This is a genomic window from Pseudomonas sp. NLJ1, from assembly GCF_049486705.1.
Classification (GTDB): Bacteria; Pseudomonadota; Gammaproteobacteria; order Pseudomonadales; family Pseudomonadaceae; genus Aquipseudomonas; species Aquipseudomonas inefficax.
This window is the reverse complement of sequence record NZ_CP137735.1, coordinates 1077374-1095348: the sequence shown is the minus strand read 5'-3', so window position 1 is coordinate 1095348 and position 17975 is coordinate 1077374. Positions and strand designations below refer to the sequence as shown.

Below are 17975 nucleotides of genomic sequence, written 5' to 3'. Positions count from 1 at the left end.
AGGAAACCATGGCTAACGAAAACGAGATCACCTCTGCAGAGGACCAGGCGCTGGCCGATGAGTGGGCTGCGGCCCTGGAAGAAACCGGTGCAGCCGGCCAGGCCGACATCGATGCACTGCTGGGTGGTGACACCGGCAGCAGCGCCGGCGGCCCGGGCCGCCTGCCGATGGAGGAGTTCGCCAGCTCGCCGAAGCCGAACGAAAACGTCAGCCTCGAAGGCCCGAACCTGGACGTGATCCTGGATATCCCGGTGAACATCTCCATGGAAGTGGGCAGCACCGAGATCAACATCCGCAACCTGCTGCAGCTCAACCAGGGCTCGGTGATCGAGCTCGACCGCCTGGCTGGCGAACCGCTCGACGTGCTGGTCAACGGCACGCTGATCGCCCATGGCGAAGTGGTGGTGGTCAACGAAAAGTTCGGCATCCGCCTGACCGACGTGATCAGCCCCAGCGAACGTATCAAGAAGCTGCGCTGAGTGAAGGGTACGATGCGCGCCTTCGCGGCGCTCGCCGCGCTGCTCGCCAGCCAGGCTTGCCTGGCCGCGGCCACACCGGCGGCAACCCCGGCAACCGCGCCTGGCAGCCTTGGTGGGCAGTTGGCGCAGATGGTCTTCGGCCTGTTGCTGGTGGTCGGCCTGATCTTCTTCCTGGCCTGGTTGCTGCGGCGCATGCAAAGCACGGCGGTGAAGGGCGGGCAGGTGATCGAGATCGTCGGCAGCCGGGCCATCGGCCCGCGTGATCGGCTGCTGCTGGTGCAGGTGGGCAAGCAGCAGATCCTGATCGGCCATACCCCTGGCAGCATCGAGGCCCTGCATGTGCTGGCCGAACCCGTGGAAGTGCCGGAAAGTGCCCGTCAGGCGACGCCGGAGTTTGCCCAGCGGCTGATGGAGCTGATGGGCAAGGACCCTAAGGACAAGAAGTGATGAGTGGCGCGCTGCGTGTGTTGTTGACTCTGGCGCTGCTGCTGGCTGCGCCGCTGGCCTTGGGTGCCGACCCGCTGTCGATCCCGGCCATTACCCTGTCCAATACCCCGGACGGGCAGCAGGAATACTCGGTCAGCCTGCAGATCCTGCTGATCATGACGGCGCTCAGCTTCATCCCGGCGTTCGTCATCCTGATGACCAGCTTCACCCGCATCATCATCGTGTTCTCGATCCTGCGTCAGGCCCTGGGCCTGCAGCAGACGCCGTCGAACCAGTTGCTGACTGGCATGGCGCTGTTCCTGACCATGTTCATCATGGCGCCGGTGTTCGACCGGGTGAACCAGGACGCGCTGCAGCCGTACCTGAAGGAGCAGATGACCGCCCAGCAGGCCATAGACAAGGCCCAGGGGCCGCTCAAGGACTTCATGCTGGCACAAACCCGGCAAAGCGACCTCGACCTGTTCATGCGCCTGTCCAAGCGTACCGACATCGCCGGCCCGGACCAGGTGCCGCTGACGATCCTGGTACCGGCGTTCGTCACCTCAGAGCTGAAGACCGCGTTCCAGATCGGTTTCATGATCTTCATCCCGTTCCTGATCATCGACATGGTGGTGGCCAGCGTGCTGATGGCCATGGGCATGATGATGCTGTCGCCGCTGATCATCTCGCTGCCGTTCAAGATCATGCTGTTCGTGCTGGTGGATGGCTGGGCGCTGATCATGGGTACCCTGGCCAGCAGTTTCGGCGGCGTCTGACGCCGTCAAGGAGAGCCGCCGATGACACCTGAAGTCGCTGTCGACCTGTTCCGTGATGCCCTGTGGCTGACCACCCTGATGGTCGCCATACTGGTGGTGCCGAGCCTGCTGGTGGGCCTGGTGGTGGCGATGTTCCAGGCCGCCACGCAGATCAACGAACAGACCCTGAGTTTCCTGCCGCGCCTGCTGGTGATGCTGGTCACGCTGATCGTCGCCGGGCCGTGGCTGGTGCAGAAGTTCATGGAGTACTTCATCAGCCTCTACACCAACATCCCGCATTTGATCGGTTGACGCGCCGATGCTGGAGCTGACCGACACGCAGATCGGCACCTGGGTTGCCACCTTCATCCTGCCGTTGTTCCGGGTGACGGCAGTGCTGATGACCATGCCTATATTCGGCACCCGCATGCTGCCGGCGCGGGTGCGCCTGTATGTGGCCGTGGCTATCACCGTGGTGATCGTCCCGGCCCTGCCGCCCTTGCCCGAGTTCGACCCGTTGAGCCTGCGCGGCCTGCTGCTGTGTGCCGAGCAGGTCATCGTCGGGGCGCTGTTCGGGTTGTCATTGCAGTTGTTGTTCCAGGCGTTCGTGATCGCTGGCCAGGTCGTCGCGGTGCAGATGGGCATGGCCTTCGCATCGATGGTCGACCCGGCGAACGGCGTCAACGTCGCGGTGATCAGCCAGTTCATGACCATGCTGGTGAGCGTGCTGTTCCTGCTGATGAACGGCCATCTGGTGGCGTTCGAGGTGCTGACCGAAAGTTTCACCACCTTGCCGGTGGGCAATGCGCTGGTGGTCAATCAGTTCTGGGAGCTGGCAGGGCGCCTGGGCTGGGTGTTCGGTGCCGGCCTTCTGCTGATTCTGCCGGCTATCGCCGCGCTGCTGGTGGTGAACATCGCCTTTGGCGTAATGACGCGTGCCGCGCCGCAGTTGAACATTTTCTCCATCGGTTTTCCGCTTACCCTGGTCATGGGCATGTTCATTTTCTGGGTTGGCCTGGCCGATATACTTTCCCATTACCAGGCATTGGCCAGCGAAGCGCTGCAATGGCTGCGTGAACTGGCGAGGGCGCGCTGAGCATGGCGGAAAGCGAAAGCGGTCAGGACAAGACAGAAGAACCCACCGACAAGCGCAAGCGCGATGCTCGCGAGAAAGGCGAGATCGCGCGTTCCAAGGAACTGAATACGGTGGCGGTGACCCTGGCCGGCGCCGGTGGCCTGTTGGCGTTTGGCGGCCACCTGGCCGAGACGCTGCTGGCGATCATGCGCATGAACTTCAGCCTGACCCGCGACTTCATCACCGATGAGCGGGCCATGGGTGCCTTCCTGCTGGCCTCGGGCAAGATGGCCATCTGGGCGGTGCAGCCGATATTGATCCTGTTGTTCGTGATTTCCTTCGTCGCGCCGATCGCCCTGGGCGGTTTCCTGTTTTCCGGCAGCCTGTTGCAGCCGAAATTCAGCCGTATGAATCCCTTGTCAGGGGTCAAGCGCATGTTCTCGATGAATGCCCTGACCGAACTCTTGAAAGCGTTCGCCAAGTTTCTCGTGATTCTGGTCGTGGCGGTAGTGGTGCTGGTCAATGACCGTCAGGCGCTGCTGGCCATTGCCAACGAGCCGTTGGAGCAGGCGATCATCCATAGCCTGCAGGTGGTGGGCTGGAGTGCGTTGTGGATGTCGGCGGGGCTGCTGTTGATTGCGGCGGCGGACGTGCCGTTCCAGCTGTGGCAGGCGCACAACAAGCTGAAGATGACCAAGCAGGAAGTCAAGGACGAGTACAAGGACAGTGAAGGCAAGCCCGAGGTCAAGCAGCGTATTCGCCAGCTGCAGCGTGAGGCTTCGCAGCGGCGCATGATGGCGGCCGTGCCCGAAGCCGACGTGATCATCACCAACCCGACGCACTACGCGGTTGCCTTGCAATACGACCCGGAGAAGGGCGGGGCGGCGCCATTGCTGCTGGCCAAGGGCACGGATTTCATTGCCTTGAAGATTCGCGAGATCGGTGTGGAGCACAAGGTCCAGATCCTCGAGTCGCCGGCGTTGGCGCGGGCGATCTATTACTCCACCGAGCTTGAGCAGGAAATCCCCGCCGGCTTGTACCTGGCGGTGGCGCAGGTGCTGGCCTATGTGTTCCAGATCCGTCAGTACCGGGCCGGCAAGGGCAAGCGGCCAGAGCCGCTGAAAGACGACCTGCCGATTCCGCCGGACCTGCGTCGCGACAGTTGACCTTGTGTCAGGGCTTCTGGCCCTTTCGCGGGTGAACCCGCTCCCACAGGTCCTCTGCGGGCTTGAAAACTGTGCGGTCCCTGTGGGAGCGGGTTCACCCGCGAAGAGGCCGGAACAGGCAAGATAAATCCCCCGTCGAGCAAAGTTGGAAGGCTTCTTGCAAAGCCAGCGCCAGGCGCCCCCTGTGCGTCAAAGTTTTGCATCAAGAGGACTCGCGGTGGATCGCACTCAGTTAATCAGCAACGCCCGTAACAACCTGGCCGGGCTCGGTCGGGGCAACCTGGGTGTGCCGCTGTTGCTGCTGGTGATGTTGGCAATGATGATGTTGCCGATACCGCCGTTCCTGCTCGACGTGTTCTTCACCTTCAACATTGCCCTGTCGATCGTGGTCCTGCTGGTCTGCGTCTATGCGCTGCGCCCGCTCGACTTCGCCGCGTTTCCCACCATCCTGCTGGTGGCCACGCTGTTGCGCCTGGCCCTGAACGTTGCCTCCACCCGGGTTGTGATGCTGCATGGCCAGGAGGGCCACGGCGCAGCCGGCAAGGTGATCCAGGCCTTCGGCGAGGTGGTGATCGGCGGTAACTACGTGGTCGGTGCCGTGGTGTTCGCCATCCTCATGATCATCAACTTCGTGGTAGTGACCAAGGGCGCCGGGCGTATCTCGGAAGTGAGCGCGCGTTTCACCCTCGACGCCATGCCCGGCAAGCAGATGGCGATCGACGCCGACCTCAACGCCGGCCTGATCGACCAGGCCCAGGCCAAGCACCGCCGCGCCGAAGTGGCGCAGGAAGCCGAGTTCTACGGTTCGATGGACGGTGCCAGCAAGTTCGTCCGCGGTGACGCCATCGCCGGCCTGCTGATCCTGTTCATCAACCTGATCGGCGGCATGCTGATCGGCATGCTGCAGCACGGCATGAGCTTTGGCGATGCCGGCAAGGTGTACGCTTTGCTGACCATCGGTGACGGTTTGGTGGCGCAATTGCCATCACTGCTGCTGTCCACCGCTGCCGCAATCATGGTTACCCGCGCCTCGGGCTCCGAGGACATGGGCAAGCTGATCAACCGGCAGATGTTCGATTCGCCCAAGGCCCTGGCGGTGTCCGGCGCGCTCATGATCGTCATGGGCCTGGTGCCGGGCATGCCGCACGTGGCCTTCCTCAGCCTTGGCCTGCTGGCCGGTGGTGGCGCCTACCTGGTATGGAAAAAGCAGCAGAAGGCCAAGGCGCAAGCGCTGCAGGAGGCGCAGCGCCAGCAGGACCTGCTGCCCTCGCCACAGCGCGCGCTGGAAACCAAGGAACTGGGCTGGGACGACGTCACGCCGATCGACATGATTGGCCTGGAGGTCGGCTACCGGCTGATCCCGCTGGTCGATCGCAACCAGGGCGGCCAGTTGCTGGCGCGGATCAAGGGCGTGCGCAAGAAACTGTCGCAAGATCTGGGCTTCCTCATGCCCACCGTGCACATCCGCGACAACCTCGACCTGCAGCCCAGCGCCTATCGCCTGACCTTGATGGGGGTGATCCTGGCGGAGGCCGAGATCTATCCGGACCGCGAACTGGCAATCAACCCGGGCCAGGTGTTTGGCACCCTCAACGGCATTGCCGCGCGCGACCCGGCGTTCGGCCTGGAGGCCGTGTGGATTGATGTTGGCCAGCGTTCCCAGGCACAGTCGCTGGGCTACACCGTGGTCGACGCCAGCACCGTGGTGGCCACCCACCTGAACCAGATTCTGCAGAAGCACTGCCACGAGCTGATTGGCCATGAAGAGGTCCAGCAACTACTGCAGGTGCTAGCCAAGGCATCGCCTAAACTTGCAGAAGAGCTTGTGCCAGGTGTCATTTCATTGTCGGGTCTGCTCAAGGTGCTGCAAGCGCTGTTGTCGGAGCAGGTGCCGGTGCGCGATATTCGCAGTATCGCCGAGGCGATCGCGAACAACGCCGGCAAGAGTCAAGATACCGCCGCGCTGGTGGCGGCGGTGCGCGTCGGATTGTGTCGCGCCATCGTGCAAAGCATTGTCGGCATTGAGTCGGAGCTGCCAGTGATTACCCTGGAGCCAAGATTGGAACAGATTTTGCTCAATAGTCTGCAGAGGGCCGGGCAAGGTCAGGAAGACGGTGTTCTTCTGGAGCCGAGCATGGCCGAGAAGCTGCAGCGTTCGTTGATCGAGGCGGCCCAGCGCCAGGAAATGCAGGGCCAGCCGGCCATCCTTCTGGTCGCCGGCCCGATCCGCGCCATGCTGTCGCGTTTCGGTCGCCTGGCTGTACCGAATTTGCATGTTCTGGCGTATCAGGAAATACCTGACAACAAGCAAGTCACCATCGTTGCCACCGTGGGCCCTAACGGCTGAGGTAGGGGATAATGCAAGTTAAGCGATTTTTCGCCGCCGATATGCGTCAGGCCATGAAGCTGGTCCGTGATGAGCTGGGCGCCGATGCCGCCATCATCGGCAACCGCCGCATCGCCGGCGGTGTCGAGCTGACGGCTGCGCTGGACTACAAACTGTCCGCCCTGGCCCCGCGTGTGCCTAACGCCGAGCTGGAAGAAGAGCTGCGCAAGACCCATACGCGCATCGCCACTGCCCGCGCCGAGCTGGATCCCCGCCCGGACAGCAGCGACAACAACCGCCAATTGTTCGCCGGGCAGTCGCTGACCGCCGCCGAGCCGTTGATCGAACCGCACGTCGATGCGCCCGAGGCCGCCGCTGCAGCCCCCGCATCGGCACCGGTCGACCCGCGTCTGTTCGATGCCATGCGCTCCGAGCTGTCGGGCCTGCGCGAGCTGCTGGAAGTGCAGCTCGGCTCGCTGGCCTGGAATCAGCTGCAGGGCAGCAAGCCGCAGCAGGCCACCGTCTGGCGCCGGCTGCAGCGCATCGGCCTGTCCGGGCCGATCGCCCGTGAGCTGCTGGACCTGACTGCCGAGATCGACGAGCCACGCCAGGCCTGGCGCATGTTGCTGGCGCACCTGGCGCGGATGATCGAAATCCCTGAGGTCGAGCCAATCGAAGAGGGGGGTGTGATCGCCATGGTCGGCCCGGCCGGCATGGGCAAGACCACCACCCTGGCCAAGCTGGCCGCCCGCTACGTGCTCAAGTACGGCGCGCAGAACCTGGCACTGGTGAGCATGGACAGCTTCCGCATCGGCGCCCAGGAGCAGCTCAAGACCCTGGGCCGCATCCTCAACGTGCCGGTGACCTACGTCGACCCGGGCCAGTCGCTGGCTGCGGCGCTGGAGCCGCTGCTGCGCAAGCGCGTGGTGCTGATCGATACCGCCGGCCTGCAGGCCAGCGACCCGGCCCTGCGCATGCAGCTGGACACCCTGGCCGGGCGTGGCATTGCCGCGAAGAACTACCTGGTGCTGGCCACTACCAGCCAGAAGCAGGTGCTGACTGCCGCCTACCACAGCTACAAGCGCTGCGGCCTGGCCGGTTGCATCCTGACCAAACTCGATGAAACGGCAAGCCTTGGCGACGTGCTGAGCCTTGCCATCAGTCATGAACTGCCGGTGGCCTACCTGACCGATGGGCCGCGCATTCCTGACGACCTGCACCTGCCTCGGGGGCACCAGTTGGTCTCCCGCGCGGTCAATGTGCAGCAGCAGGACGAGCCCAGCGAAGAGGCCATGGCCGACATGTTCGCTGATCTCTATCACAACCCACGGCGAGCGGGTTGATGATGAAGCGTGTGCAAGGTAGCTATGCCAAGGGGTACGCAGAATTGCCCTACGTGTGGCCTGAGTCCCAGCGAGACAAGGTAAAGAACAGACATGGGTAGCATGCATCCCGTACAGGTGATCGCCGTGACCGGTGGCAAAGGTGGCGTCGGCAAGACTAACGTTTCAGTGAACCTGTCCCTGGCGCTGGCCGAGCTTGGCCGCAGGGTCATGCTGCTGGACGCCGACCTGGGCCTGGCCAATGTCGACGTGCTGCTGGGCCTTACCCCCAAGCGGACCCTGGCCGATGTCATCGAGGGGCGCTGCGAGCTGCGCGACGTGATGCTGCAGGGCCCCGGTGGTGTGCGCATCGTGCCGGCTGCCTCGGGCACGCAGAGCATGGTGCACCTGGCCCCGGCCCAGCATGCCGGGCTGATCCAGGCGTTCAGCGAAGTCGGCGACAACCTCGACGTGCTGGTGATCGACACTGCGGCCGGTATCGGTGATTCGGTGGTCAGCTTTGTCCGCGCTGCCCAGGAAGTGCTGCTGGTGGTATGCGACGAACCCACCTCGATCACCGACGCCTACGCCCTGATCAAGCTGCTCAACCGCGACTACGGCATGAACCGTTTCCGCGTGCTGGCCAACATGGCGCAGAGCCCACAGGAAGGCCGCAACCTGTTCGCCAAGCTGACCAAGGTCACCGACCGCTTCCTCGACGTTGCCTTGCAGTACGTGGGCGCCGTGCCGTATGACGAGTGCGTGCGCAAGGCGGTACAGAAGCAGCGTGCCGTGTACGAAGCCTTCCCACGCTCCAAGTGCGCGCTGGCCTTCAAGGCGATTGCCCAGAAGGTCGACAGCTGGCCGCTGCCGGCCAACCCGCGCGGCCACCTGGAGTTCTTTGTCGAGCGTCTGGTGCAACCTACCAGCGCGGGACCTGTGTTATGAACGCCAGTGGTTTCAAGATGTACAGCCGGGCGTCGAAAGACGCCCAGTGCGAGCTGATCGAGCGCTACGCCCCGCTGGTCAAGCGCATCGCCTACCACCTGCTGGCGCGGCTGCCAGCCAACGTGCAGGTCGAGGACCTGATCCAGGCCGGCATGATCGGCCTGCTGGAAGTGGCCAACAAGTATGACGCCAGCAAGGGCGCGAGCTTTGAAACCTACGCCGGCATCCGCATTCGCGGGGCCATGCTCGATGAAGTGCGCAAGGGCGACTGGGCGCCGCGTTCGGTGCACCGCAACACCCGCATGGTCAGCGACGCGATGCGTGCGGTTGAAGCCAGAACCGGCCGTGACGCTAAAGATCATGAAGTTGCTGCCGAACTCCAATTGAGTCTCGATGATTACTACGGGATCTTGAACGACACCCTGGGCAGCCGCCTGTTCAGCTTCGACGACCTGTTGCAGGACGGCGAGCACGAAGGGCTGCATGAGGATGGCGCCAGTGGCCAGGTAGAACCTGCGCGTGGCCTGGAAGACGAGCGCTTCCAGGTTGCCCTGACCGAGGCCATCGCCAACCTGCCGGAGCGTGAGCGCCTGGTGCTGGCGCTGTACTACGACGAAGAGCTGAACCTCAAGGAAATCGGTGAGGTGCTAGGGGTCAGCGAGTCGCGGGTCAGCCAGTTGCACAGCCAGTGTGCCGCGCGCCTGCGCAGCCGCCTGGGGGAATGGCGGGCGCGTTGAGCCCGCTGTCGTTGCAGTCGTTTTCTACGTTGTACCGAATTGTAAATGCGCGCTCGGGGCCGAGCGCGTTTGAGACTGCTTGGAGGTCTACTTGAACAAAGACATGAAAATCCTCATCGTTGACGACTTTTCGACGATGCGGCGGATCATCAAGAACCTGTTGCGTGACCTGGGCTTCACCAACACCGAAGAAGCCGATGACGGCACCACGGCGCTGCCGATGCTGGAGAACGGCCACTTCGACTTCCTGGTGACCGACTGGAACATGCCGGGCATGTCCGGTATCGACCTGCTGCGCAAGGTGCGTGCCCACGATCGCCTGAAAGCCATGCCGGTGCTGATGGTGACCGCCGAAGCCAAGCGCGACCAGATCATCGAAGCGGCCCAGGCCGGCGTCAATGGCTACGTGGTCAAGCCGTTCACCGCCCAGGTGCTCAAAGAAAAGATCGAGAAGATCTTCGAACGCGTCAACGGCTGAGTCACGTCAGGGGGCGCGCCATGGATTCATCACAAACGTCTTTGGGCGAGTTCGAATCGACCCTGAAGAAGCATGCCCAGGAGCTGGTCGAAAGCCTGGAGCGGGGCCGTTTCGGCGAGGCGGTGCAGCTGATTCACGAGCTGAACCAGACCCGCGACCGCGGCCTGTACCAGGAAGTCGGCAAGCTGACCCGCGAGCTGCACAGTGCCATCGTCAGTTTCCAGATCGACCCGACCATGCCGCAGGCCGAGGAGGTCTCGCAGATAACCGACGCCACCGAGCGCCTGTCGTATGTGGTCAGGCTTACCGAGGGCGCGGCCAACCGCACCATGGACCTGGTCGAGGAAAGCACCCCGGTGCTCAACGAGCTGGCCAGCGAGGCCGCGGCCCTGAGCACCGACTGGCAGCGCTTCATGCGCCGCGAAGTGGCTGCGCCGGAGTTCCGCGACCTGGTCAAGCGCGTCGACAGTTTCCTGACGCACAGCGCCGAAGGTAACCGCAAGGTCGCCGGCCACCTCAACGACATTCTGCTGGCCCAGGACTATCAGGACCTGACCGGCCAGGTGATCAAGCGCGTCACCACCTTGGTCACCGAGGTGGAAAGCAACCTGCTCAAACTGGTGCTCATGGCCAGCCAGGTGGACCGCTTTGCGGGCATCCAGCATGACCACGATCAATTGCGCGCAGAAAAAGATCTAGAAAAACATCCGACTCGGGGTGAAGGTCCGCAGATTCATGCCGATAAGCGTGAAGACGTCGTGTCCGGTCAGGACGATGTCGATGATCTGCTGTCCAGCCTGGGTTTTTAAGGAGCACCTTTGATGAGCTTCGGCGCCGATGAAGAAATCCTCCAGGATTTCCTGGTAGAAGCCGGCGAAATTCTTGAGCAACTGTCCGAGCAACTGGTCGAGCTGGAAAGCCGGCCCGACGATGCCGACCTGCTCAATGCGATCTTTCGCGGTTTCCACACTGTAAAAGGGGGCGCCGGCTTCCTTCAGCTGAACGAGCTGGTGGAGTGCTGCCATATCGCCGAGAACGTGTTCGACATCCTGCGCAAAGGTGAGCGCCGGGTCGACGCGGAACTGATGGATGTGGTGCTCGAGGCACTGGATACGGTCAACAGCATGTTTGGCCAGGTGCGTGAGCGCAGCGAAGTGACCCCGGCTACTCCCGAGCTGCTGGCGGCACTGTCGCGCCTGGCCGAGCCGGGGGGCGCCGAAGCCGTTGCCGCGCCGGCCCCTGCGGCACCGGTGCCGGTTGCCGAAGCTCCGGCCGAGGAGCAGGACATCACCGACAGCGAGTTCGAACAGCTGCTCGATTCGCTCGATGCGGTCAAGGCACAAGCTGCGGTCGACGAGCAGATGCAGGGCGAGACCGTCAGCGCTGAAGGTGACGAAATCACCGACGCCGAGTTCGAGTCGCTGCTCGACCAGTTGCACGGCAAAGGCCAGTTCAGCGCCGAGGTTGCCGCGCAGCCGGTTGCCAGTGCGCCGGAAGCGGCCAGCGACGAAATTACCGACGCCGAATTCGAATCGCTGCTGGACCAGTTGCATGGCAAGGGTACCTTCCAGGCCGATGCCTTGCCCGGCGCCAAGGCGCCGACGCCTGCCGCAACCGATAGCAGCGCAGCCGGCGACGAAATCAGCGAGCACGAGTTCGAGGCGCTGCTGGATCAGTTGCACGGCAAGGGCAAGTTCGGTGGCGACGTTGCCGCCGTCGAAGCCCCGGCTGCAGCCAAGGTGCAAGCGCCGGTCGCGGCCAAGGCCGACAGCCAGCCCGTGGCCAAGCCAGCAGCTGCTCCGGCGCCGGCACCGGCCCCTGCCAGCAAACCTGCCGCAGCACCCCGCGCCCCGGCCCCGACCGCTGAAAAGCATGGCGCCAGCGAAGCGGAGACCACCGTGCGGGTCGATACCGCGCGCCTGGACGAGATCATGAACATGGTCGGCGAGCTGGTACTGGTGCGTAACCGCCTGGTGCGCCTGGGCCTGAACAGTGGCGACGAGGCCATGTCCAAGGCCGTGTCCAACCTCGACGTGGTCACCGCAGACCTGCAGACCGCGGTGATGAAAACCCGCATGCAGCCGATCAAGAAAGTCTTCGGCCGCTTCCCGCGCCTGGTGCGCGACCTGGCCCGCCAGCTCAAGAAAGAAATCAACCTGGAGCTGGTCGGCGAAGAGACCGACCTCGACAAGAACCTGGTCGAAGCCCTGGCCGACCCATTGGTGCACCTGGTGCGCAACGCAGTCGACCATGGCGTGGAAATGCCCGAGGAGCGTGAAGCCGCCGGCAAGGCGCGCACCGGCCGCGTGGTGCTGTCTGCCGAGCAGGAAGGCGACCACATCCTGCTGTCGATCTCTGATGACGGCAAGGGCATGGACCCCAACATCCTGCGCGCCAAGGCCGTGGAAAAGGGCCTGATGGACAAGGACGCTGCCGAGCGCCTGAGCGAGTCGGACTGCTACAACCTGATCTTCGCCCCCGGCTTCTCGACCAAGACCGAGATTTCCGACGTGTCCGGCCGCGGTGTGGGCATGGACGTGGTGAAGACCAAGATCTCCCAGCTCAATGGCTCGATCAATATCTTCTCGGCCAAGGGCCAGGGCTCGAAGATCGTCATCAAGGTGCCGCTGACCCTGGCGATCATGCCCACCCTGATGGTGATGCTGGGCAACCAGGCGTTCGCCTTCCCGCTGGTCAACGTCAACGAGATCTTCCACCTCGACCTGTCGCGCACAAACGTGGTCGACGGCCAGGAAGTGGTGATCGTGCGCGACAAGGCGCTGCCGCTGTTCTACCTCAAGCGCTGGCTGGTCCAGGGCCAGGTGCACGAAGAGCAGCACGAGGGCCACGTGGTGATCCTGTCGGTTGGCACCCAGCGCATCGGCTTTGTCGTCGATCAACTGGTTGGCCAGGAAGAAGTGGTAATCAAGCCGCTGGGCAAGATGCTGCAGGGCACACCGGGCATGTCCGGGGCCACCATCACTGGCGACGGTCGCATTGCGTTGATTCTCGACGTCCCGAGCATGCTCAAGCGTTACGCCGCGCGGCGTATTTGATTTCGGTGGCGCACCCTGGCGGGTTGCGCCGCCTAATGGAGTGTTTATGGCAGTCAAGGTCCTGGTGGTGGATGATTCCGGTTTCTTCCGCCGCCGCGTCTCGGAAATCCTCTCGGCGGACCCGACGATCCAGGTAGTAGGTACCGCGACCAACGGCAAGGAAGCAATCGACCAGGCGCTGGCATTGAAGCCCGATGTCATCACCATGGACTACGAAATGCCCATGATGGACGGCATCACCGCGGTGCGGCACATCATGCAGCGCTGCCCGACGCCGGTGTTGATGTTCTCGTCGCTGACCCACGAGGGCGCCCGTGTCACCCTCGATGCGCTGGATGCCGGTGCGGTGGATTACCTGCCGAAGAACTTCGAGGACATTTCGCGAAACCCCGACAAGGTCAAGCAGCTGCTGTGCGAGAAGGTGCATACCATTTCCCGCAGCAATCGCCGTTTTGGCAGCTACGCCAGCCATGCGCCGGTTGCCGCACCTGCACCCGCGCCAGCAGGCGCCGGTCACGCAGCTGCCAGCAGCTTCGCCAGCCCGGCAGCGGCGCGCACGCCTGCGCCTGCCCGTGCAGCGGCCCCGGCCGTGGCGCCAGCGCACTCGCCGGCACCCAAGCGCAAGCCATACAAGCTGGTGGCCATCGGCACCTCCACGGGCGGCCCGGTCGCCCTGCAGCGGGTGCTGACCCAGCTGCCGGCCAACTTCCCGGCGCCGATCGTGCTGATCCAGCACATGCCGGCAGCGTTCACCAAGGCCTTTGCCGAACGCCTGGACAAGCTGTGCCGCATCAGCGTCAAGGAAGCCGAGGACGGCGACATGCTGCGCCCGGGCCTGGCCCTGTTGGCCCCAGGTGGCAAGCAGATGATGATCGATGGCCGTGGCACGGTGAAGATCCTGCCTGGTGACGAGCGCCTGAACTACAAGCCATGCGTGGACATCACCTTCGGCTCGGCGGCCAAGTCGTATGGCGACAAGGTGCTGTCGGTGGTGCTTACCGGCATGGGCGCCGATGGCCGTGAAGGTGCGCGCCTGCTCAAGCAGGGCGGCAGCACGGTGTGGGCGCAGGATGAAGCCAGCTGCGTGATCTATGGCATGCCCATGGCCATCGTCAAGGCCAACCTGGCCGACGCAGTGTACAGCCTGGACGAGATCGGCAAGCACCTGGTGGAGGCGTGCGTCTGATGGACGTGCTCAGCCTGATCGGCCTGATCCTCGCCTTTGTCGCCATCGTCGGTGGCAACTTCCTCGAAGGCGGCCATGTCGGCGCCCTGATCAATGGCCCGGCGGCGCTGATCGTGCTGGGCGGCACACTGGCGGCGGCCTTGCTGCAGTCGCCACTGTCGTCGTTCAAGCGCGCCTTGCAGATTCTGCGCTGGATCCTGTTTCCGCCACGGGTCGACCTGGCGGGCGGGATCGACCGCGTCGTCAACTGGAGCCTGACCGCGCGCAAGGAAGGCCTGCTGGGCCTGGAAGGGGTGGCCGACAGCGAGCCTGACCCTTATGCGCGCAAGGGCCTGCAGCTGCTGGTGGATGGTGCCGAGCCGGAGGCCATCCGCAGCATCCTCGAAGTCGATTTCCTGACCCAGGAAAGCCGTGACATCCAGGCTGCCAAGGTGTTCGAGAGCATGGGCGGCTACGCGCCGACCATCGGCATCATCGGTGCGGTGATGGGCCTGATCCACGTGATGGGCAACCTGGCCGACCCCTCGCAGCTGGGCAATGGCATTGCCGTGGCCTTCGTCGCGACCATCTACGGCGTAGCCAGTGCCAACCTGGTGCTGCTGCCGGTCGCCAACAAGCTCAAGGCCATCGTCATGCGCCAGTCGCGCTACCGCGAGATGCTGCTTGAGGGCCTGCTGTCGATTGCCGAGGGTGAGAACCCGCGCTCGATCGAGCTGAAGCTGCAAGGCTTCATGGAGTAACCCATGCGTCGCCGTCGTCATACCGAGGAACATGAAAACCACGAACGCTGGCTGGTGTCGTACGCTGACTTCATCACCTTGCTGTTCGCCTTTTTCGTGGTGATGTACTCGATTTCCTCGATCAACGAGGGCAAGTACAAGGTCATTTCCCAGGCCTTGCTCGGGGTATTCAACGACCCCGAGCGCAGCATGAAGCCTATCCCCATCGGTGAAGAGCGGCCGCTGAGCGTGCGCCCGGCCGAGCCGTTGGTGAAGGACAGCGAGCAGACTGATGCAGGCCTGGGGGCGACCAGTATCGACCCGCTGAAAACCATCAGCGACGACGTGCGCGATGCCTTCGGCGACCTGATCAAAAGCGACCAGATGACTGTGCGCGGCAATGAGCTGTGGATCGAGATCGAGCTCAACTCCTCGTTGCTGTTCGGCAGCGGCGATGCCATGCCCAGCGACCAGGCATTTGCGATCATCGAGAAGGTGGCCGGCATTCTCAAACCGTTCGCCAACCCGGTGCACGTCGAAGGCTTTACCGACAACCTGCCGATCCGCACGGCACAGTACCCGACCAACTGGGAGCTGTCTTCGGCGCGGGCGGCAAGCATCGTGCGCCTGCTGGCGATGGAAGGGGTCAACCCGGCACGCATGGCTTCGGTCGGCTACGGCGAATACCAACCGGTGGCGAGCAACGACACTGCCGAAGGCCGTGCGCGCAATCGCCGCGTGGTGCTGGTGATTTCGCGCAACCTCGAAGTACGCCGCAGCCTGACTGGCTCAGGCAGCGCCAATGCCACGCCGGATGCCGCATTGCGCCGGGCTGGCACACAAAGTGCACCGGCAACGCCAGCAACGGTGGCGGGGCAGTGATTCGTCAATTCCCCGACGCTGCCAAGTAGTTGAATGTAGCGCGGTCCTCTGTGGGAGCGGGTTCACCCGCGAAGAAGGTGACACGGTGCATGGCACCGGCTGCGCCGGTGTTCGCGGGTAAACCCGCTCCTACACTGATCGCGCCAGCTTTCCGATGTTGAGCAAGACAGTTGCCCCCGCAGTGTCCCTGCCAAATCAATAGATAGAGTTTGCTTGATGAGAGTCTGGGCAGTAGCCAATCAAAAAGGTGGCGTCGGCAAGACCACCACTACCATCGCTCTGGCCGGCCTGCTGGCCGAGGCCGGCAAGCGCGTGGTCGTTGTCGACCTCGACCCGCACGGCTCGATGACCAGCTATTTCGGGCATAACCCCGATGCCCTGGAGCACAGCTGCTACGACCTGTTCCTGCACAAGGGCGTGGTACCCGAGGGCCTGCCCGGGCAACTGCTGCTGCCTACCAGCGACGAACGCATCTCGCTGCTGCCATCGAGTACCGCACTGGCGGTGCTGGAGCGTCAGTCACCGGGGCAGAACGGCCTGGGCCTGGTGATCGCCAAGAGTCTGGCGCAGCTGTGGCAGGATTTCGACTATGCCCTGATCGACAGCCCACCCTTGCTCGGCGTGCTGATGGTCAATGCCCTGGCGGCCAGCCAGCAGCTGGTGATCCCGGTGCAAACCGAATTTCTCGCAGTCAAGGGCCTGGAGCGCATGGTCGGTACCCTGGCCATGGTCAACCGCTCGCGCAAGCAGGCGCTGCCCTATCAGATCGTGCCGACCCTGTTCGACCGCCGCACCCAGGCCTCGCTGGCCACCCTCAAGCTGCTGCGTGACACCTACGACCAGCAGGTGTGGCAGGGCTACATCCCGGTGGATACGCGCCTGCGTGATGCCAGCCGCAAGGGCGTCACGCCCTCGCAATTCGACAGCAAGAGCCGCGGGCTGATTGCCTATCGCGCGCTGCTCAAGCACCTGCTGACCTACAAGACTGCGGCGCAGGTGGCCTGATGACCCAGACCCGGCAAACCAGCAACCGGCCACAGATGGCCCTGCAGTCGTACCTTGATGGCCTGTTGCAGGAGGCCACCGAAGCCGAAGACCTGTTCGAGGCGCCGGCAGCGGCGGATGAGTTCGCCGAAGCGGTGCGCGAAGAGCAGGCGCGTGATGCCTTGCAGCAAGCCAGGCCGGCATCGGTCGAAGCAACCGTCAGCCCCGCACCACGGCCGTTCGCCGAGCCCAGGCTGGCGGTGCTGCCCCGCGTGATGCCGGTAGAAGCGCCGGTGGTGACGGTGGTAGAGCGCGAAGTGGTGGCCGAGGCCAGCATTCCGGTGCTGGTCGAAGAACAAACCGTGGAACCGGCAGTGCCGCTGGTGGATGTGCACCTGCCGGGGCCGCAAGCGCCTGTGCCCCCGGCCACGGTCGATGGCCGCCCGGCCTGGGCCGCCGAGCCGTTCGAATGCCTACTGTTCGATGTGGCCGGCCTGACCCTGGCGGTGCCACTGGTGTGCCTGGGCTCTATCTATACCCTGGCCGGCCAGGAACTGACACCGCTGTTCGGCCAGCCCGACTGGTTCCTCGGCATCCTGACCTGCCAGGCCGGCAACCTGAAGGTGCTGGACACCGCGCGTTGGGTGATGCCAGACCGCTACCGCGATGATTTTCGCCAGGGCCTGCAATACGTGATTTCCGTGCAGGGCTACGAATGGGGGCTGGCCGTGCACCAGGTCAGCCGCTCGCTGCGCCTGGACCCGTCCGAGATCAAGTGGCGCAGCCAGCGTGGCCAGCGCCCGTGGCTGGCCGGCACGGTGATTGAACACATGTGTGCACTGCTCGACGTCGCAGCACTGGCCGAGCTGATCGCCAGTGGCGCGGTCAAGCAGATGCACGCCAAACAGAAATGACACCGAACACACCGCCGATGGCGGATTTTGAGGGTAGGGGAATGAAAAAGTCGTCTGCACAAGGTTCCGAAGATCCGATCCTGCAGTGGGTTACCTTCCGTCTGGACAATGAGTCCTACGGCATCAATGTGATGCAGGTGCAGGAAGTGTTGCGCTACACCGAGATCGCCCCGGTGCCGGGTGCGCCAAGCTACGTGCTGGGCATCATCAACCTGCGCGGTAACGTGGTGACCGTGATCGACACCCGCCAGCGCTTTGGCCTGATGCCGACCGAAGTCACCGACAACACCCGTATCGTCATCATCGAGGCCGACAAGCAAGTGGTCGGCATCCTCGTCGACAGCGTGGCCGAGGTGGTGTACCTGCGCCAGTCCGAGATCGAGACCGCGCCGAACGTGGGTAACGAAGAATCGGCCAAGTTCATCCAGGGCGTGTGCAACAAGAATGGCGAACTGCTGATCCTGGTCGAGCTGGACAAGATGATGACCGAGGAAGAGTGGTCCGAGCTGGAGAACATCTGAG

Annotated in this window: 19 protein-coding genes; all 19 read left to right on the top strand. The window is 63.7% G+C overall.

Translation table 11 applies throughout. From position 1 onward, the window contains the following. Window positions 1-8: 8 nt before the first annotated feature. Entirely contained in the window at window positions 9-479 is a 471-nt protein-coding gene (gene fliN / locus R9B85_RS04880) for a flagellar motor switch protein FliN (protein ID WP_112253253.1), read from the top strand. 12 nt (window positions 480-491) lie between these two features. Next, complete coding sequence (fliO, locus tag R9B85_RS04875; RefSeq protein WP_112253252.1) at window positions 492-926, top strand: flagellar biosynthetic protein FliO; 435 nt, start codon at window positions 492-494, stop codon at window positions 924-926. Then, a complete protein-coding gene (gene fliP / locus R9B85_RS04870) occupies window positions 926-1681 on the top strand; it encodes a flagellar type III secretion system pore protein FliP (RefSeq protein ID WP_038410037.1) in 756 nt (251 codons plus the stop codon). Before fliO ends, fliP begins: the two co-directional genes overlap by 1 nt. Before the next feature lie 21 nt (window positions 1682-1702). Further along, window positions 1703-1972: a flagellar biosynthesis protein FliQ gene (fliQ, locus tag R9B85_RS04865; RefSeq protein ID WP_112253079.1), complete on the top strand. Its 270-nt coding sequence runs from the start codon at window positions 1703-1705 to the stop codon at window positions 1970-1972. A gap of 7 nt (window positions 1973-1979) precedes the next feature. Next, a complete protein-coding gene (fliR, locus tag R9B85_RS04860) occupies window positions 1980-2756 on the top strand; it encodes a flagellar biosynthetic protein FliR (RefSeq protein WP_021785189.1) in 777 nt (258 codons plus the stop codon). A gap of 2 nt (window positions 2757-2758) precedes the next feature. Next, window positions 2759-3901, top strand: a complete 1143-nt coding sequence (gene flhB / locus R9B85_RS04855; protein ID WP_112253078.1) for a flagellar biosynthesis protein FlhB — start codon at window positions 2759-2761, stop codon at window positions 3899-3901. 217 nt (window positions 3902-4118) lie between these two features. After that, window positions 4119-6248 (top strand): flagellar biosynthesis protein FlhA, encoded by a 2130-nt coding sequence (flhA, locus tag R9B85_RS04850; protein WP_112253077.1) that lies wholly within the window; start codon window positions 4119-4121, stop codon window positions 6246-6248. An 11-nt stretch (window positions 6249-6259) separates the two neighbouring features. Further along, on the top strand, window positions 6260-7570 hold the full coding sequence (gene flhF / locus R9B85_RS04845) for a flagellar biosynthesis protein FlhF (protein WP_112253076.1): 1311 nt from the start codon (window positions 6260-6262) through the stop codon (window positions 7568-7570). 93 nt (window positions 7571-7663) lie between these two features. Then, window positions 7664-8497 (top strand): flagellar synthesis regulator FleN, encoded by an 834-nt coding sequence (gene fleN, locus R9B85_RS04840; protein ID WP_039612698.1) that lies wholly within the window; start codon window positions 7664-7666, stop codon window positions 8495-8497. Further along, window positions 8494-9234: an RNA polymerase sigma factor FliA gene (gene fliA / locus R9B85_RS04835; RefSeq protein WP_133974377.1), complete on the top strand. Its 741-nt coding sequence runs from the start codon at window positions 8494-8496 to the stop codon at window positions 9232-9234. Before fleN ends, fliA begins: the two co-directional genes overlap by 4 nt. 103 nt (window positions 9235-9337) lie before the next feature. Further along, a complete protein-coding gene (locus R9B85_RS04830) occupies window positions 9338-9712 on the top strand; it encodes a chemotaxis response regulator CheY (protein ID WP_112253075.1) in 375 nt (124 codons plus the stop codon). 20 nt (window positions 9713-9732) lie between these two features. Next, window positions 9733-10521, top strand: a complete 789-nt coding sequence (locus R9B85_RS04825) for a protein phosphatase CheZ (RefSeq protein ID WP_112253074.1) — start codon at window positions 9733-9735, stop codon at window positions 10519-10521. Between the two features lie 12 nt (window positions 10522-10533). Further along, entirely contained in the window at window positions 10534-12768 is a 2235-nt protein-coding gene (locus R9B85_RS04820) for a chemotaxis protein CheA (RefSeq protein WP_112253073.1), read from the top strand. A gap of 46 nt (window positions 12769-12814) precedes the next feature. Beyond that, the gene (locus R9B85_RS04815) at window positions 12815-13954 is read left to right on the top strand and encodes a protein-glutamate methylesterase/protein-glutamine glutaminase (protein ID WP_112253072.1); all 1140 of its coding nucleotides are present in this window, start codon (window positions 12815-12817) and stop codon (window positions 13952-13954) included. After that, window positions 13954-14694, top strand: a complete 741-nt coding sequence (locus tag R9B85_RS04810; RefSeq protein ID WP_025340068.1) for a flagellar motor protein — start codon at window positions 13954-13956, stop codon at window positions 14692-14694. Before R9B85_RS04815 ends, R9B85_RS04810 begins: the two co-directional genes overlap by 1 nt. A gap of 3 nt (window positions 14695-14697) precedes the next feature. Beyond that, window positions 14698-15555, top strand: coding sequence for a flagellar motor protein MotD (motD, locus tag R9B85_RS04805; RefSeq protein ID WP_112253071.1), 858 nt, complete (start codon window positions 14698-14700; stop codon window positions 15553-15555). A gap of 216 nt (window positions 15556-15771) precedes the next feature. After that, window positions 15772-16560 (top strand): ParA family protein, encoded by a 789-nt coding sequence (locus R9B85_RS04800; protein ID WP_207878141.1) that lies wholly within the window; start codon window positions 15772-15774, stop codon window positions 16558-16560. Further along, window positions 16560-17453, top strand: coding sequence for a CheW domain-containing protein (locus R9B85_RS04795; protein ID WP_112253069.1), 894 nt, complete (start codon window positions 16560-16562; stop codon window positions 17451-17453). Before R9B85_RS04800 ends, R9B85_RS04795 begins: the two co-directional genes overlap by 1 nt. A gap of 41 nt (window positions 17454-17494) precedes the next feature. Continuing rightward, window positions 17495-17974, top strand: coding sequence for a chemotaxis protein CheW (locus R9B85_RS04790; RefSeq protein WP_003254393.1), 480 nt, complete (start codon window positions 17495-17497; stop codon window positions 17972-17974). Window position 17975: the final 1 nt, after the last annotated feature.

Bases quoted from the DNA above. Each gene is read 5' to 3' on its own strand.
- fliN (WP_112253253.1), top strand. From the start codon at position 9: ATGGCTAACGAAAACGAGATCACCTCTGCAGAGGACCAGGCGCTGGCC.
- fliO (WP_112253252.1), top strand. From the start codon at position 492: ATGCGCGCCTTCGCGGCGCTCGCCGCGCTGCTCGCCAGCCAGGCTTGC.
- fliP (WP_038410037.1), top strand. From the start codon at position 926: ATGAGTGGCGCGCTGCGTGTGTTGTTGACTCTGGCGCTGCTGCTGGCT.
- fliQ (WP_112253079.1), top strand. From the start codon at position 1,703: ATGACACCTGAAGTCGCTGTCGACCTGTTCCGTGATGCCCTGTGGCTG.
- fliR (WP_021785189.1), top strand. From the start codon at position 1,980: ATGCTGGAGCTGACCGACACGCAGATCGGCACCTGGGTTGCCACCTTC.
- flhB (WP_112253078.1), top strand. From the start codon at position 2,759: ATGGCGGAAAGCGAAAGCGGTCAGGACAAGACAGAAGAACCCACCGAC.
- flhF (WP_112253076.1), top strand. From the start codon at position 6,260: ATGCAAGTTAAGCGATTTTTCGCCGCCGATATGCGTCAGGCCATGAAG.
- fleN (WP_039612698.1), top strand. From the start codon at position 7,664: ATGGGTAGCATGCATCCCGTACAGGTGATCGCCGTGACCGGTGGCAAA.
- fliA (WP_133974377.1), top strand. From the start codon at position 8,494: ATGAACGCCAGTGGTTTCAAGATGTACAGCCGGGCGTCGAAAGACGCC.
- R9B85_RS04830 (WP_112253075.1), top strand. From the start codon at position 9,338: ATGAAAATCCTCATCGTTGACGACTTTTCGACGATGCGGCGGATCATC.
- R9B85_RS04825 (WP_112253074.1), top strand. From the start codon at position 9,733: ATGGATTCATCACAAACGTCTTTGGGCGAGTTCGAATCGACCCTGAAG.
- R9B85_RS04820 (WP_112253073.1), top strand. From the start codon at position 10,534: ATGAGCTTCGGCGCCGATGAAGAAATCCTCCAGGATTTCCTGGTAGAA.
- R9B85_RS04815 (WP_112253072.1), top strand. From the start codon at position 12,815: ATGGCAGTCAAGGTCCTGGTGGTGGATGATTCCGGTTTCTTCCGCCGC.
- R9B85_RS04810 (WP_025340068.1), top strand. From the start codon at position 13,954: ATGGACGTGCTCAGCCTGATCGGCCTGATCCTCGCCTTTGTCGCCATC.
- motD (WP_112253071.1), top strand. From the start codon at position 14,698: ATGCGTCGCCGTCGTCATACCGAGGAACATGAAAACCACGAACGCTGG.
- R9B85_RS04800 (WP_207878141.1), top strand. From the start codon at position 15,772: ATGAGAGTCTGGGCAGTAGCCAATCAAAAAGGTGGCGTCGGCAAGACC.
- R9B85_RS04795 (WP_112253069.1), top strand. From the start codon at position 16,560: ATGACCCAGACCCGGCAAACCAGCAACCGGCCACAGATGGCCCTGCAG.
- R9B85_RS04790 (WP_003254393.1), top strand. From the start codon at position 17,495: ATGAAAAAGTCGTCTGCACAAGGTTCCGAAGATCCGATCCTGCAGTGG.